The 15,299-nt window shown below is 33.1% G+C and carries 17 protein-coding genes; 11 read left to right on the forward strand and 6 right to left on the reverse strand.

The annotated features are described in order from the left end of the window. Positions 1–100: 100 nt before the first annotated feature. The gene (locus CHELV3228_RS04645; protein WP_082199751.1) at positions 101–907 is read right to left on the reverse strand and encodes a phosphatidylserine decarboxylase; all 807 of its coding nucleotides are present in this window, start codon (positions 905–907) and stop codon (positions 101–103) included. Then, positions 904–2,028: a metallophosphoesterase gene (locus tag CHELV3228_RS04650; protein WP_082199752.1), complete on the reverse strand. Its 1,125-nt coding sequence runs from the start codon at positions 2,026–2,028 to the stop codon at positions 904–906. Before CHELV3228_RS04650 ends, CHELV3228_RS04645 begins: the two co-directional genes overlap by 4 nt. 105 nt (positions 2,029–2,133) lie before the next feature. Between CHELV3228_RS04650 and gltX the strand changes: the two genes are divergently transcribed. The 3 genes from gltX to CHELV3228_RS04665 are packed head-to-tail and all read left to right on the forward strand — an operon-like array spanning position 2,134 to position 5,316. Beyond that, positions 2,134–3,432, forward strand: coding sequence for a glutamate--tRNA ligase (gltX, locus tag CHELV3228_RS04655; RefSeq protein ID WP_082199753.1), 1,299 nt, complete (start codon positions 2,134–2,136; stop codon positions 3,430–3,432). 1 nt (position 3,433) lies between these two features. Continuing rightward, positions 3,434–3,715 carry a YggT family protein gene (locus tag CHELV3228_RS04660; protein ID WP_082199754.1) on the forward strand — a complete coding sequence of 94 codons (282 nt, stop codon included), beginning with the start codon at positions 3,434–3,436 and terminating at the stop codon, positions 3,713–3,715. After that, positions 3,712–5,316 (forward strand): lytic transglycosylase domain-containing protein, encoded by a 1,605-nt coding sequence (locus CHELV3228_RS04665; RefSeq protein ID WP_082199755.1) that lies wholly within the window; start codon positions 3,712–3,714, stop codon positions 5,314–5,316. Before CHELV3228_RS04660 ends, CHELV3228_RS04665 begins: the two co-directional genes overlap by 4 nt. Here the strand turns inward: CHELV3228_RS04665 and CHELV3228_RS04670 are convergent. From CHELV3228_RS04670 to CHELV3228_RS04685, 4 genes are all read right to left on the reverse strand, one after another. Beyond that, the gene (locus CHELV3228_RS04670) at positions 5,213–5,701 is read right to left on the reverse strand and encodes a hypothetical protein (protein WP_082199756.1); all 489 of its coding nucleotides are present in this window, start codon (positions 5,699–5,701) and stop codon (positions 5,213–5,215) included. The genes CHELV3228_RS04665 and CHELV3228_RS04670 overlap by 104 nt on opposite strands. Before the next feature lie 107 nt (positions 5,702–5,808). Continuing rightward, complete coding sequence (locus CHELV3228_RS04675) at positions 5,809–7,077, reverse strand: Cj0814 family flagellar-dependent secreted protein (RefSeq protein ID WP_082199757.1); 1,269 nt, start codon at positions 7,075–7,077, stop codon at positions 5,809–5,811. 107 nt (positions 7,078–7,184) lie between these two features. Next, positions 7,185–7,628: a hypothetical protein gene (locus tag CHELV3228_RS04680; RefSeq protein ID WP_082199758.1), complete on the reverse strand. Its 444-nt coding sequence runs from the start codon at positions 7,626–7,628 to the stop codon at positions 7,185–7,187. 143 nt (positions 7,629–7,771) lie between these two features. Next, on the reverse strand, positions 7,772–9,061 hold the full coding sequence (locus tag CHELV3228_RS04685; RefSeq protein ID WP_082199759.1) for a Cj0814 family flagellar-dependent secreted protein: 1,290 nt from the start codon (positions 9,059–9,061) through the stop codon (positions 7,772–7,774). 137 nt (positions 9,062–9,198) lie between these two features. Between CHELV3228_RS04685 and CHELV3228_RS04690 the strand changes: the two genes are divergently transcribed. The 8 genes from CHELV3228_RS04690 (at position 9,199) to CHELV3228_RS04725 (ending at position 15,295) form a co-directional block, all read left to right on the forward strand. Continuing rightward, on the forward strand, positions 9,199–9,921 hold the full coding sequence (locus CHELV3228_RS04690; RefSeq protein WP_082199760.1) for a DNA methyltransferase: 723 nt from the start codon (positions 9,199–9,201) through the stop codon (positions 9,919–9,921). After that, the gene (locus CHELV3228_RS04695; RefSeq protein WP_082199761.1) at positions 9,914–10,603 is read left to right on the forward strand and encodes a restriction endonuclease; all 690 of its coding nucleotides are present in this window, start codon (positions 9,914–9,916) and stop codon (positions 10,601–10,603) included. Before CHELV3228_RS04690 ends, CHELV3228_RS04695 begins: the two co-directional genes overlap by 8 nt. A gap of 54 nt (positions 10,604–10,657) precedes the next feature. Next, positions 10,658–11,155 (forward strand): molybdopterin-guanine dinucleotide biosynthesis protein B, encoded by a 498-nt coding sequence (mobB, locus tag CHELV3228_RS04700; RefSeq protein ID WP_082199762.1) that lies wholly within the window; start codon positions 10,658–10,660, stop codon positions 11,153–11,155. Then, positions 11,139–11,984, forward strand: coding sequence for a class 1 fructose-bisphosphatase (locus CHELV3228_RS04705; RefSeq protein WP_082199763.1), 846 nt, complete (start codon positions 11,139–11,141; stop codon positions 11,982–11,984). The genes mobB and CHELV3228_RS04705 overlap by 17 nt, the downstream gene beginning before the upstream one ends. Beyond that, complete coding sequence (locus CHELV3228_RS04710) at positions 11,977–12,165, forward strand: hypothetical protein (RefSeq protein WP_082199764.1); 189 nt, start codon at positions 11,977–11,979, stop codon at positions 12,163–12,165. Before CHELV3228_RS04705 ends, CHELV3228_RS04710 begins: the two co-directional genes overlap by 8 nt. 9 nt (positions 12,166–12,174) lie before the next feature. After that, positions 12,175–14,055, forward strand: coding sequence for a methionine--tRNA ligase (metG, locus tag CHELV3228_RS04715; RefSeq protein ID WP_082199765.1), 1,881 nt, complete (start codon positions 12,175–12,177; stop codon positions 14,053–14,055). Then, on the forward strand, positions 14,055–14,996 hold the full coding sequence (locus CHELV3228_RS04720) for a hypothetical protein (RefSeq protein ID WP_082199766.1): 942 nt from the start codon (positions 14,055–14,057) through the stop codon (positions 14,994–14,996). Before metG ends, CHELV3228_RS04720 begins: the two co-directional genes overlap by 1 nt. An 80-nt stretch (positions 14,997–15,076) precedes the next feature. Continuing rightward, a complete protein-coding gene (locus CHELV3228_RS04725; RefSeq protein WP_131936458.1) occupies positions 15,077–15,295 on the forward strand; it encodes a hypothetical protein in 219 nt (72 codons plus the stop codon). Positions 15,296–15,299: the final 4 nt, after the last annotated feature.

Below are 15,299 nucleotides of genomic sequence, written 5' to 3' on the forward strand. Positions count from 1 at the left end.
TTTTAAAGTATAGTAAAATTTGGAAAAAATGCAAGAGTAAGTTTAAACTTTTTTTTAGTTTTAATATTTTTTTAACGAAACAAGAGAAAAGCAAATTTCTTTAAAGAAAATCTGCAAATTTTTCACCAAACTTAACCATTGTTTTTGGCTTCAAATGCAAATGTCCTTTTTGCGATAAAACGACTATGGTGGAACCTAGCTCGAAATTTCCAAGCTCTTCGCCTTTTTTTAAGTTTAAATTTTCATATTTTCGTGTGAAGTTGCGGGCAATTTTCATATTTGTTTGCACACTTTTATCAAAAGAAAAGCACATTTTGCCTACATTTTGCGCACCCACAAACACAAGCCAAAAAATAAAGCCCTTTTCGCTACTTTTGCATTTTAAGCTCACTCTTTCATTTTGCGTGTAAAGATTTGCTATTTTAAACAAATGCTTTTCATTAACGCTAAAAAGCGCCCCACTCGTATAAGTTAGGCTTAAGATTTGCATATCACAAGGTGCGTGATAACGATGATAGTCTTTTGGAGAAAGATAGATATTTGCATAATCAAGTCCGTTTTTAAGCTCCTCTTTTTCATAGCTATCTTTTAAAAGTTCTTCCACGCTATAAGTGCGTCCTTTAATGCTAAAAGCAAAAAATTCATTGTCAGCCAAAAAAGTCTCCCCACTTTGCAAAATACGCCCATCGCTTGGAGAGATAAAGCCCTCATCTAAATTTCTTTCTTTTTTTAGTTTTCTTGTAAAAAGTGCGTTTAAGCTTTCATATTCATCCGTACTTTTAAATTCGCTCATATCGATATTAAAATACTTCACATAGCTTTCATTAATCCATTTTTGCAAAGGCTTGAAAAATTTAAAACCCGCTATCAGTCCAAAAATTCTCGAACTATCCTTTGAAAAACTCATTTTCTCCCCTTTAAATTTAAAATAACCAACTCGCTTTGAGAAAAGGTTCTTAGGCTTGGTCCCCAAAACCCTGCCCCACGACTTACAAAAAGCTGCGTTTTTTCGCTTAAAACATAAAGCCCAGAAACAAAGCCTTGTTGAAGTTTAACCAAAAGTGCAAAAGGAAACACTTGTCCGCCGTGCGTATGTCCGCTTAAAATTAAATCAAAATCACTCACATCATAAAGCAAGGCGGTTTTAGGCTGATGTGCTAGTAAAATGCTAGGCTTACTTAAATTTAAATCCACCTTAGCCCTTGCTAAATCAGGTGCTAAAATACCTTTTCTAAGCCCTGCTAAATCCCCAACCCCGGCGATATTTGCAAAGCCTAAGTCAATAGCGTCATTGACTAGAATTTTCATATTTGTTTGCGTTTTTAAAAGCTCTAAAACCTCGTTAATTCCGTGATAATACTCGTGATTTCCCAAGGCATAAAATGTGCCATAGCTTGATTTTAAATCGTTAAGCTTTGAGATATAAGGCTTTAAATCGTTAGGATTAGTATCGACTAAATCGCCTACGATGACGACCATATCGACATTTTTACTACTAACCTTCTCTATAATATCGCTTAAGAAATTTTCGTGTAAATTTTTACCCAAATGAATGTCCGTTAGCATAGCGATTTTAAGTTCTTTTTCTAAATGCGGAATTATAATATCAACTTCGCTAAATTCAGGCACTTTAATCGCACTATAAATACTAAAATAAGTAAGAAAAGCTCCAAGCGCAAGCACAAAAATCTCAAAAGCCACTTTAACAAAAGAAGCAATCTTCATAAAAGTTTTACCCAGCATTGCTAGGACAAATCTTAAAAAATCCAAAATTAGCGTTATGAAGAAAAAACAATAAGTTGGCGCATATAAAGAGGCAAAAAAACTATACCAAACATCGTTTAAATACTCGCTCGAGCGAAAAACCATAAAAAAAGCTTGAGCGAAAAAAAGCATAAAAAGAACAAAAGCAAAAAGCTTTCTTAGATATTTTAAAGTAATAAATTTTAACACTAACCTCTTATAAATATAAATATTTGCTAAGCCAAAAATTAAAGCTACACCAAAAGAAAAAACTAAAAACAACATCAATTTCTCCAAAATAAAAAAGGCAAATTATACAAGTAAAGGTTAAATATTTGTATAAAGTTCTTTGCTATAATCGGCGTTTTAAAATACACAAAAGGTTATGAAATGTATCGTTTTGCACCCTCTCCTACTGGAGATATGCACATAGGAAATTTAAGAGCGGCTATTATTAATTACATTTGTTCTAGGCAAGAAAAAACGGACTTTATCTTACGCATAGAAGATACAGATAAGGCTAGAAATATCACAGGGAAAGAAGAGGAAATTAAAGAAATTTTAAAGCTTTTTGGAATTTCTTGGCAGCATTATTACATCCAAAGTGAGAATTTGAAATTCCATCGCCAAATGGCTTTAAAATTAGTGAGTGAAAAAAAGGCTTTTGCGTGTTTTTGCACGGAAGAAGAATTAAACACTAAAAAAGAAGAAGCCAAAAGGCAAAATAAGCCTTACCGCTATGATGGCACTTGTGAAAATTTAGAAAATATCCAAGTCTTAGAAAATGAAAAGCCCTTTGTTATCCGTCTTAAAAAGCCTAAAGATGCGATGAAATTTAAGGATTTCATCAAAGGTGAGCTTTGCTTTGAGCCTGAAAATATCGATAGTTTTGTGATAATGAGAGCGGATAAAACACCGACTTACAATTTTGCTTGTGCGGTTGATGATATGCTTGAGGGAGTAACTTGCATTATAAGGGGCGAGGACCACGTTTCTAATACACCTAAGCAAGAACATATCCGTGCGAGTTTAGATTATGAAAAACCTATGAACTATGCCCATTTGCCTATAATCCTCAATGAAGAGGGTGTGAAGATGAGTAAAAGAGAAGCCCACTCTAGCGTAAAATGGCTTTTAGAAAGGGGGATTTTACCAAGCGCAATAGCAAATTATTTACTCTTGCTCGGCAATAAAACACCTTGTGAAATTTTCACACTTGAAGAGGCTATCGCTTGGTTTGATTTAAAAAAGCTTTCAAAAGCCCCTGCGAGATTTGATTTAAAAAAGCTTTTGCAAATCAACCGTGAACACATTAAAAAACTTGACGATGAGAGTTTAAATGCCTATTTAAAAACAGATAAAAATTTAGCCTCTTTGGCGAAATTTTACACTCAAGAAGCAAGCACTTTGATAGAGCTTAAAGAAAAATTAGACACCATTTTTAGCAAAAAAGACTTTAATGAATTTGAAAAAGAATGTGCCATTTTAAAAGAAGCTTTGGAAAAATGTGAGTCAAGGGAAAGTTATGATGAATTTAAGCAGGATTTAATGCAGCTTAGTGGCTTAAAGGGCAAAAGCTTTTTTATGCCCTTAAGAATTCTTCTTACAGGAAGCATACACGGACCCGAGCTTAACGAGCTTTACCCTCATCTTAAACCATTTATAAAAGAACTTGCGAGAAAGGCTTAAAATGACAGATGCTTTACTTATTTCTTTGGTTCAGGCGGTGCAATTTTTTATCACAGCTTATACTTGGGTCATTATTATCACGGCTTTAATAAGTTGGGTTAATCCAGACCCTTATAATCCCATCGTGCAAATTTTATATAAATTAAGCGCACCTGCTTATAAATTAGTCAGCAAAATTCCAACACGCATAGGAAATATAGACTTAGCCCCCTTAATTATAGTTTTCGCGCTATGGTTTATTAACAATCTTTTAAGCAATTTGATAATAGAGGGTTTAAGATGAAAAAAATATTTTTGCTTATTTTGACATTATGTTTTTTAAAAGCCGCTCCCTATGAGCTTGAAACCCTTAAACAATATGAAAATTCTATCGCTAAAGATTATTATATCCATAGACTTTTGCGGGAAAAAGCTCTAGATAAGAAAGAAGCAAAAGACTTACGCTCTCATATTTTTCGCTATGTTGGCTCATTAAAAAAAGAATTAGAAAAGCTCGTCCCATCCATACCTTATACTAACTCAAAATATGCCAAGTGCTATACTTACACTAAAGACACCATTCTTGATGCAAATGCGAGTTGTCAAAGTGTGCGTTTAAATTCGATTTATTTTATCGCTTCTCTTTCACCAGACGCAAGGAAAAAATTAGCAAATAACTTGCAAAATTCTCGCACCCTACTTCTTGCATTTAATGAAGAAAATCCTATGAAATATATCATTAAAAACGAAGATGCAAATGCCTTTTTTAGATATTATAATTATTCTAAAAAAATGGATTTTAATATCAACCACAAATTCGTCAATCAACTCGCCACACACGATAATTTTAAGAATTTCGCACATAATGTTGTCATTAAAAGAGAAAATGCCAAATTTGCAGAATCTCTTTTAGATGTCAATGCTAGTGTGGTAAAGGAAGATAGTGCTTTTTATCTAGGAGTAAATGCTCTTGTTTTTGAAGAAGAAGACTTGGCTTATGAATTCTTCAAAAGTGCTTATGAAAGTTTTAAAATAAAAGCAAATAAAGACAACGCTCTTTTTTGGCTGTGGCTCATTAAAAAAGATGAGGCGCATTTAAAAGAACTTGCTAAAAGTGAGTCCTTAAATATTTATAGTCTTTATGTTAAAGAGCTTACTAACACACCTTTTGTTGAACTTAAGGTCTTAAAAGCCCCTAAGGCAAAGAGTGATTTTAATATGAGCAGTCCTTTTGCTTGGCAAGACCTTGCTAGACAGATAAGAAACGCTAAACCAAACGAACTTAAAAAACTTGAAAAAGAATTTAACACAGAAACAACCCTACCAATCTACGCCATAATCAAAGAAAAAAGTGATAAGAAAAATTATTTCATTATGCCTTATTTTGAGCATATAAAAGACTATGATGCGAAAAGACAAGCTTTAATTTTAGCCATAGCAAGACAGGAAAGTCGCTTTATCCCTACGGCGATTTCGACCTCTTACGCTCTTGGCATTATGCAATTTATGCCGTTTTTAGCTAATCATATTGGAAACAAGGAGCTTAAGATAGCAAATTTTGACCAAGATTTTATGTTTAAGCCTGAAATCGCTTATTTGTTTGCAAATCATCACTTAAATTATTTGGAAAAATATCTTAATTCCCCACTCTATGTTTTTTACGCTTACAATGCTGGTATAGGTTTTACCAATAGACTTTTAAAAAGAAATGATATGTTTAAAGAGGGCAAATTTGAGCCTTTTTTATCAATGGAACTTGTGCCTTACCAAGAAACGCGTATTTATGGAAAAAAGGTTTTAGCTAATTATATTGCGTATCGACATCTTCTGAACGATAATATAAAGATTTCGGATATCTTTGAAAATCTAATTCAAAACACGCAAAATCCAGCGAACAAACCCTAGCTTTAAGAAGAGTTTCTTCTTTGAGGCTAGGTAAATTTACCTTGAAATATTTAGTATAGCTATTTTCGATAAGGTATTTTAAAAGCACATCATTTTCTTTTAGCGCTTCGATTTTGGCTTCTTTATTGTTAATAAAAACTTTTAAATTGCGAAATTCCAACGCATTTGGCGTAAAAGATAAAATGAAAATATCCTCTTCACTCCCCTCGTCTAAAGTGGGATTTAAATAACTTAAAGTCGCCATAATGCTTAAGCCCTCGACATTAAATTTGTACTTTTGAGCAAACATTAGCGTTTGAGTTTTTAAATTCACTTCTTTTTGCACTCCGCTTTTATCCGCACAAGAAACTAAAAATAAAGTCAAAATTAAAGCTATCTTTTTCATCCACTATCATCCTTTAAAAAATCTCATTATTATAAATTTTTTGCTTTAAAATGATTTTAATTTTTATCACAAATCATAGCGACACCCATTTCTTGCTTTCAAATGCTCTAAACCCTAGTCTGCCCTATGAGATTATTAAGTCTATCCATTATAGATTCAACATAAGAATCGATACTTTCACTACTTGCTTTCCAGCCGTTAGCTTTTGCTTGATTAAACTGATTATCAAACCAAGCACCATTGCCTACATATATATTTTGCCATTTAGCTCCTGTTTCCATTGCGTATATACTCGCATCAAGCCAGCCATCTTGTGCATAGCCTTTTAACAAACTTGCAAAATCCACTTTGCCTGTCATAATGTCGTCTAAGGAAGCCAAAGAGCCTTCAAAGCTTTCTTTAAGCATAGCTTCAGCGTAAAACTTAGCCGTAGGATTTAGCGTTGCACTATTTTCTCTTGGTAATGCACCTGTAGATTTTAAAAAACTCATAAATAAAGCTTCTTTAGAATAACTTCCATCTTCATTTTGTGGATAAACAGACATATCGGGATTAAAAGTATCTTTTAAAGTATCTTCATCTAAATTTTGAGTTTGCATACTTTGTGGAGTAAAATTTAACTGTTGCAATCCCGTATTAATATGTGCAAACATACCTAATTGTTCTATTTCTTTATACTGCTCTTGGGTATTATAATAATTTGAAATCGCTAGCTTATCATAACTTTTTGGCATAATGCCTATAGTCTTATCACTAGTTGTAAAGCTTATTCCTTTAGGCAAATTATTTAAATCAGCTTCGCTAAAGCTTGTTCTATTGACATCACCAAAAGTATGATTAATGATTTGGTTAAACTGATTGTAGTATTGTCTAATCGTTTCAGCCATATCTATATTTGTGTAGTATTTATCTATGCCTAAATATTGTTTTTTATCTGAGATATAAGAATTATTTTCAGCTTTTCTTTCTATCTCATCTAAAGTAGATTTATGTATTTTAAAATCTTCAGGAAGTCCCGCAGCTTTGTTAAAATCACTTCCCATATAGCCATTTTTATCTACGCTGTAACCGTAAGCCATTTTAGTAGAGTTGCTTAAATCCGCCTGTTTATATTTTAGAGTATGAACGGTATTTTGAAAATCGCTAAATATACCATAATTTGTATCAAAGTGGGCGTTTGAGCTATGATTTAAAACTTCGCTCTTTACTAGGGTTTGTGAATTAGCACTTTGAATTTCATTTAATTTACTAGCATTTTGTTTTAAAAAAGCATTAGCAAAACTTATTTTAGAATTCTCTTTACTTTTTTTACTAGCTTTTGCTTGTGAAAGTATAGAAGTATAGCTTGAGTTATCGTTGATACTAAAGATACTCATATTAATTCCTTGATTTAGATTTTTTTGCCTTCAACCTAAATATATTTATATAAATAATATAAGCAAGATCTGTTCCACTTTGGAATAAAATGGAACAGAGAGAGTGGTTAGTATCTATTTTGGAATTGTCTTAAAATTTCATAAGCAGGACTATTTGCATAAGCCCAAATGTTTGTGCCTGAACCATATTTACTTGAAAAATATTGTAAATAATAATCTTTTTGATTATTTACATAGCGGTATTTAGCTACGATATATCCACTACTTGAATAACCAAGTTGCTTGCTTACTTCTCTATGATCATTACTATTATCATTCATCACAACATAACCATAAGAACTTAGAGAACCAGCATTATAATCAAAAGCACTATCTCTTTGAAACCAATACCCACCCTTAACCTCTTTCATCTCATCAAGGCTAAGGACTTTAACACCTGCACTATTATCACTAATTGCTCCATTACTGACTTTAGCAAGAATATCCTCTGCAAAAGCAGAACTTGACAATAAAGCACCTAAAGCTACAACACTCAATAGTTTTTTAAACATTTTAGCTCCTTTGTTTTAAAATGTAATATAATTCATTTTATCATAATAAATGCCCTAAACCAAATTTAATCAAAAATCTTTGAATTTCGAAATTGAACATTTTGGATTTTAATATCAAAATATTAAAATCCTTTAATCAAAACCTAAACCCTAGTCTGTCCTATAAGATTATTAAGTCTATCCATTATAGAATCAGCGTAGGAGTTAATGGTGCTAGATTTTGCTTTCCAGCCATTGGCAATGGCTTGTTTAATTTCAGCATCTAAAGCCCAATTACCCATAGCAGATTCTTTAGGAATGTTATTTTCATACATATATAAATCACCTTCTGCTATGCCACGCTCTGCCCAGTATCTAAAAAAGCTTTTAAAGTCACTTTTACCTGTCATAATACTATCTAAGTGTATGGCTGGACCACTAAAACTCTCTTTAGCCATAGCCCTATTATAAGCTTCTATTGTGGGATTAAGTGTGGTTTTTGGACTCTCAATAGGTTGACCACCTTGAGATTTTAAAAAACTCATAAACAAAGCTTCTTTAGAATAACTTCCATCTTCATTTTGCGGATAAACTGACATATCAGGATTAAATTGCCAATCTTCACCTTTAGAAACATTTTTGATTTCTTCTAAGGATAGACCTAAAGTCTCAGATGATAATCCCTTGATCATACATCCTGAATCAAACCAAATTTCATTAGCTTCTTTTGCTTGTTCAGGGGTTTGATAAACATTTGAAATTAAAGAATTTGAGAAATCTCTTAAGTGGGTGATATTCATTCTATTGCTTGGATCATTAAAGTCCATTGATTGCGTTCCACTTACACCATAACCACTAGGCATAGAATTTATATCTGCTTCACTAAAACTTGTTTTATCATTTGGAAAACTTTGACCTAAAGCATTGGAAAAAAGATTATAATATTGTTTTATGGTTTCAGCCATATCGATATTAGTATAATACTCACTTACACCAAAATATTGTTTCATATCTGCAATATAAGGTTCATTTTCAGCAGCTTTTTTAATCTCATCCAAAGTAGATTTATGTATTTTAAAATCATTTGGCAATCCTGCGGCTTTATTAAAGTCACTTCCCATATAACCATTAGCATCTACTCCATAACCATAAGCTAAAGATACAATATTGCTTGTATCTGCTTGTTTATATTTTAGAGTATGAACGGTATTTTGAAATTCGCTAAATAAGCCATAGTTTGTGTCAAGAGTGGAATTTGAGCCACTATTTAAAACTTCACTTTTTATTAGAGTTTGTGAATTAGCACTTTGAATTTCATTTAATTTACTAGCATTTTGTTTTAAAAAAGCATTAGCAAAACTTATTTTAGAATTTTCTTTACTTTCTTTATTAGCTTTACTTTGTGAAAGTATAGAGCCATAGTTTGAGTTATCATTGATACTAAAGATACTCATATTAATTCCTTAATTTAGATTTTTTTGCCTTCAATCCAAATTCAAAGAAATACAAGCAAGATGTGTTCCGCTTGTTTTATCGCAAAAATTTAATTTCATTTGTTAAAATTTTACTGACTTAGACAAGAAAGATAAAAATGCAAAATTTAGATACTAAAAAATCCCCTCAAACGACAAAATGCAAAAGAGCAAAAAGCCCTATCGCTCACTTGCTCAATAGAAAAAACAAGCTAGACGGCTTAAAACTACTTCAAAAATTAGATGAAAAAAGCATAAGGGTCGTCTTTTTTGACCCTCAATACCGTGGTGTGCTAGATAAATTATCTTATGGAAATGAGGGTAAAAGTAGAGGCGTGGAGCGTTCGGCTTTACCGCAAATGAGTGAAGAGCTAATAGAAAATTTTATTTTAGAAATCCATAGGGTTTTAATGCCAAATGGCTATTTATTTCTTTGGGTGGATAAATTTCATTTAGTGGAGGGGGTGAAAAAGTGGTTTGAACGCTTTAAAGACTTTGGAATAGTCGATATGATAACTTGGGATAAAAAAAGAATCGGTATGGGGTATAGAACCAGACGCAGAAGCGAGCATTTAATCATCGTCCAAAAATATCCCAAACAGGCGAAAAAAACTTGGGTGCTTCATAATATCCCTGATGTATGGGAGGAAAAATTAGCGAGTAAATCTCACACGCACTCAAAGCCCTTAGAACTACAAAAACAACTGCTTTTAGCCACCACAAGTGAGGGGGATTTAGTCTTAGACCCAGCTAGTGGGGGCTATTCCGTTTTAAAAGTGTGTAAAGAAATCAACCGCAATTTTATCGGCTGTGATTTGGTATTTGGAGAAGATGATGAGTAAAATCATTAATGCAAAGGGTAGAGATGTTAAAAAATTTGGCGAGTCAGGCTATACAAGAGTTATAGGCAATAGCCAGTTAGGACAGCTTCTTTCAAGGGTCCAAGCCACTGTAATCGCAAACGGAAGTGAGCTTGAGAAAATGATAGTAGAGCGTTGTAATGCTATAAAAGACATTGATAAATTCATCGATGATGTTACACAAAGTAAAATTAATCAAGGAACTTTTTTATGCACAAAAAGAATTCTTAAAAAGACGCAAAACTATAAAGAAAGCATTAAGTCAATTGAACCTGATATGCTTATTTTCATAGTGAGTAGGCAAAGAATTTGTAAGGTTATCGAGCTAAAAGACGGCGAAACATTTGATACGAAAAAAGCTAAGGCGGAGAAAGAAAATTTAGTCAAATTCTCTCAAAATTTTGGCGTTAAAATTCCTTTTGTAACGGATTATTACATTTGCTGTTTTAATCAAAGCGATAAAACAAAAATCCACATCGGTATGAAAGGCGTTTTTGAGCTGGAAAATATATTAACCGGCAGGGAATTATGCGAAATTCTAGGAATTGATTTTGATGAAATGATTAGCTTAAGAAACCAAGTCGCAAAAGAAAATTTAACTTATTTCATCGATGAATTGTTAGCCATACATGAAATTAAGGCAAAAATCAAAGCAAGAATTTGATTTTTTAATTTAAGAAAAAAAGATATAATTTTACAAATTTTTTAAGAAGTGTGTATGAAGCAGCTTATTATGGCTTTTAGCGGTCCATCAAATTCGGGTAAAACGACGCTTATAGAAAAACTAGTGCGTTACTTCACCCAAAAAGGCTTAAAAGTGCTTGTCATCAAGCACGACCCAGCTGATAAGGCGCGGTTTGATGTAGAGGGTAAAGACAGCTTTAAATTCTTTCAAAGTGGCGCAGAAACTATCATTTTAAGTCCGTCAAGAACGACACTTTTTTCTCACGAAAAAAGAGATATTTTTGACGCTTTAAGGCTTGTGGAATTTGATTTATGCTTAGTTGAGGGGCTAAAAAGTCTTAATTTGCCTAGAATTAGCGTTTTTTGTAAAGAGATTGATACGAGCTATTTTAGCTTTTCAAACGCCATAGCAAGCTATGAAAAAATTTCGTATGAAAATCTTGTATGGCTTGATTTAAACAACCTAGAGCAAATCGCTTCTTTCATACTCAACAATGCTTTAAAAGGAGAATTTAGTGCAAGAGTTAATTAAACTAATCCAAGAAGCCGTGATAGAAATTTCAAACGAGCTTAAATTTCCAGACACCACATATAGCGATGAAAAAAATTCAAGTGGCGACACTCAGCTTAAATTTGATGTTTTAAGCGATGAAATCATCACAAAACGCTTAAGCACAAGCAAAAGCTTAAAGGCGCTCATTAGCGAAGAAAAAGAAGAAACACTTCACCTCAATGAAAATGGCAAATTTATCGTTGCTTACGACCCACTTGATGGCTCTTCTTTAATGGATGTTAATTTTGCCATAGGTTCTATTTTTGCCATTTACGAAGAAAAAGTTTCGGCTAAAAATTTAAAAGCGGCACTTTATAGCGTTTATGGTGCTAGACTTGAGCTTGTTTTTTGCGAAGGTGATGAAGTGAAACTTTACCGCCTTGACAAAAGTGGTGCATTTAGCTATGTCAAAGAGCTTAAAATGGCTGAAAAAGGTAAGATAAACGCCACAGGTGGCACACAAAAATTTTGGGAAGAAAAACACGCTGCTTTTATTAAAAGCCTTTTTGAAGAGGGTTATAGACTAAGATATAGTGGGGCTATGGTAAGTGATATTCATCAAATTTTATTAAAAGGCGGAGGGCTTTTTAGCTATCCCGCAACAAAAGATGCTCCAAATGGAAAATTAAGAGCTTTTTTTGAAATTTTTCCCCTTGCTTTCATCATAGAAAAAGCAGGGGGGAAAACGACAGACGGCAAAAAGCACTCCTTGCTTGAGCTTGAATTTGACAAAATTCACGCCACCAGCCCTTGCTTTTTTGGTAGCAAATATGAAATCACCAAGCTTTTAAAGGCGTATAATGGCTGATAAATACGAAGAAGATATGCGAGAGAAAAAGGGCATTTTGCAAAAATGTCAAAGCGATAAAGGCTTAAATTCTTGCTATAAATGCGAGCAAATTTTTAACTGCACTACGAGAAAAAGCTATGTAGATGCCGTTTATAATAGTATGTCTAAGGGTAAAACTGAGGGCGGATTTGAATTTTAAAGGATAAAAATGCGTTATATTACTACACCGATTTATTATGTGAATGATGTCCCTCATTTAGGACACGCTTATACAACGATTATTGCCGATACTTTGGCGCGTTTTTATCGCCTTAGCGGACACAAAACACTTTTTTTAACAGGCACAGACGAACACGGACAAAAAATCGAACAAGCCGCTAAAAATAAAAATCACAGCCCTAAAGAATACGCCGATAAAATCAGTCTTGATTTTAAAAAACTCTGGGACGAATTTGAGATAAGCTATGATATTTACGCACGCACCACAGATGAAAGGCATATTAAATTTGTCAAACAAATTTTTTTGAAAATGTGGGAAAAAGGCGACATTTATAAGGGTGAATATGAAGGATATTACTGCGTTTCTTGCGAAAGTTTTTTTACGCAGTCTCAACTCATCTCACAATGCGGTTGTCCTGATTGCGGAAAAGAAACGAAACTTTTGAAGGAAGAAAGCTATTTCTTCAGGCTTTCAAAATATGAAAAAAATATTTTAAAATGGTATGAAAGCGAACCCATAGTGCCTAAAAATAAAAAGGCAGAACTTGTCAATTTTATAGAAAATGGGCTTAAAGACCTCTCCATTACACGCACAAGCTTTGAGTGGGGGATTAAAATTCCGTCAAATTTAAACGATGATAAGCATATCATTTATGTATGGCTTGATGCTTTGTTTATTTACATTAGCTCACTAGAACTTGATGAAAAAAGCGAAAATTTAGGCTTTTTACCCGCTTTTGTGCATTTAGTGGGTAAAGATATCTTGCGTTTTCACGCGATTTATTTTCCTGCTTTTTTAATGAGCGTAGGCTTACCTCTACCAAAACACATCGCCGCACACGGCTGGTGGACTAGGGACGGAGAAAAAATGAGCAAGTCAAAAGGTAATGCCCTCTATCCAAAAATCATCGCCGATGCCTATGGTTTGGAGGCTTTTCGTTATTTTTTATTAAGAGAAGTGCCTTTTGGAAATGATGGAGATTTTAGCGAAACAATGCTTATTAACCGCATTAATGCCGATCTTAGTAATGAATTTGGAAATTTATTAAACCGCATTATAGGAATGAGTCTTAAATACTCAAATGGCAATATTTTGCAAGATGAAGTTTTAAATTTTTATAAAGCAGAGTTAAAGGAAGCAAATTTACATCTTCAAAATGCCCTAGAATTCATAGAAAATTTTCAATTCAATCGCTATTTAGAAGAGCTTTTTAAGGCTTTGAGTGTAGCAAATTTAAGCATAAGCAAATATGAGCCTTGGAATTTGATAAAAAACAATGAAACAAGCAAGGCAAATGCTCTAGTTTCCTTATGTGCTAATATTTTAGCTAAGGTGAGTGTGCTTTTACACCCTACCCTACCAAAAAGCACACAAAAGGTTGCTAAAGCTTTAAATTACGAGATTAATCCACAAATTTATCAAAAGCTTATCCAGCAAAACGAGCTTTTAAATTTTAAAGCAAGTGCTTGTGAGGCGTTATTTCCAAAGGTAGAAAAAGCGCTTTTAACTTCTCCAAAAAAAGAAGAGGAAAAGCAAGTAATGCCTAAAATTAAGATAGAAGATTTTGCTAAAATCGAGCTTAAGGTAGCCTTAGTAAAAGAATGCGAAAAAATTGAAGGAAGTGAAAAACTTTTAAAATTCATACTTGAGCTTGAAAATGGCGAAACAAGGCAAGTGCTTTCAGGGATAGCCAAATTCTATCAACCAAAAGAGCTAATAGGCAAACAAGTTTGCCTCATAAGCAATCTTAAAAAAGCAAAAATTTTTGGTTATGAAAGTGATGGGATGATACTTTCAGCGAAAAGTGGAGATAAACTCGTGCTAATCAGCCCACAAAGCCTCGTAGAAAACGGCTCTTTAATAGGCTGATGAAAATTTCAAATTTAAGTGAGCTTTTAAACGCTAAAGTGCTAAATGAAGGCAGTATGTTAAGCGTTGGGGGGTTTGCACTCAGCTTAAAAGCTCTCAAGCCCTCATATGCTTTTTTTTCAAACGATAAAGATGAATTAAAAGAAGCTGTAAAAATGGGGGCTTTTGTCGTTGTAAGCGAAAAGGAAATCAAAGTCGAGGATAAAGATGTTTTCTATCTTTTGTGTGATGACTTACAAAAAGCACTTTTGAGATTATCGCGATTTCTAAGCGAGGAAAAAAATTTAAAATTTATCCTTTGCGACAAAATAGAACTAGAATTTGCCAAAATTTTTAATATCAATCATCTAAACGCAAACGCTTTTTTGGATTTTGAGCTTATCCAAAACGCTAAAAATGATAGCTTTTTTTGCTTTGATGATGAGGCTTATCTTTTGAAATTTTGTGCGAGTTATGAAAAACTTTGCGAGGATTCTTTTGAGCTTAAAGAAAATGCTTCTTTATTTTTTAGCACTTTCATTTATAAAGAAAAATTATATAAAAATCTGCCCCTTGCCCCATTTTATGTTAATTTTTTAGTAAAGTGGTTAAATTTTTTAGAAAAAAATGAGCGAAAAATAACATTTGATTTAAAAAAGCTCGAGTGCTACCAAATTTATTTTATCAATGATAATTTTGAAATCGTCGAATTTGGAAAGGCGAGGAAAGCCTTTATCATCGCTTTTGATGAGACGAATTTTAACTTTTGGCAAGAAAAATTACAAGGCGTTAAAGGCTTTAAAACCGCCTTGCAAAATTCGCTTTTTTGCGACTTTTCTTATAACGAACTAAAAGATTTAAAAAAAATGAAAGATTTTAAATACTGCTTGATTTTTGAAAATTACGATAATTTTGAGCAAGAATTTCAAAATAAAGAAAACCAAAATCCAAGTCTGTTTTAAAATATTTTAAACTATAAAGTTTTTTTATCTTTAGCCGATATGAATCTTAACTCTAGGGTTAAAATTTGAATTAAAAGGGTTTGCCAATGAGAAAAATCACTCTCACATTAGTAACCTTAGCTATTTTCGGTGCTAGTTCAGCGTTTGCCTGGGGGAATCCTTATCTTACTCCGGCTCAAAATTTGCAAAATTACAGACTTTGCTTAAACACTAAAGCCAACGGGACAGAAAGTCAAAAAATCATCGCCCAGTGGGCTTGCTTGACTTATTATGGTATTGATACCTACCCAGAAGGTTAAGGAG

The sequence above is a fragment of the Campylobacter helveticus genome (genome assembly GCF_002080395.1).
GTDB lineage: Bacteria > Campylobacterota > Campylobacteria > Campylobacterales > Campylobacteraceae > Campylobacter_D > Campylobacter_D helveticus.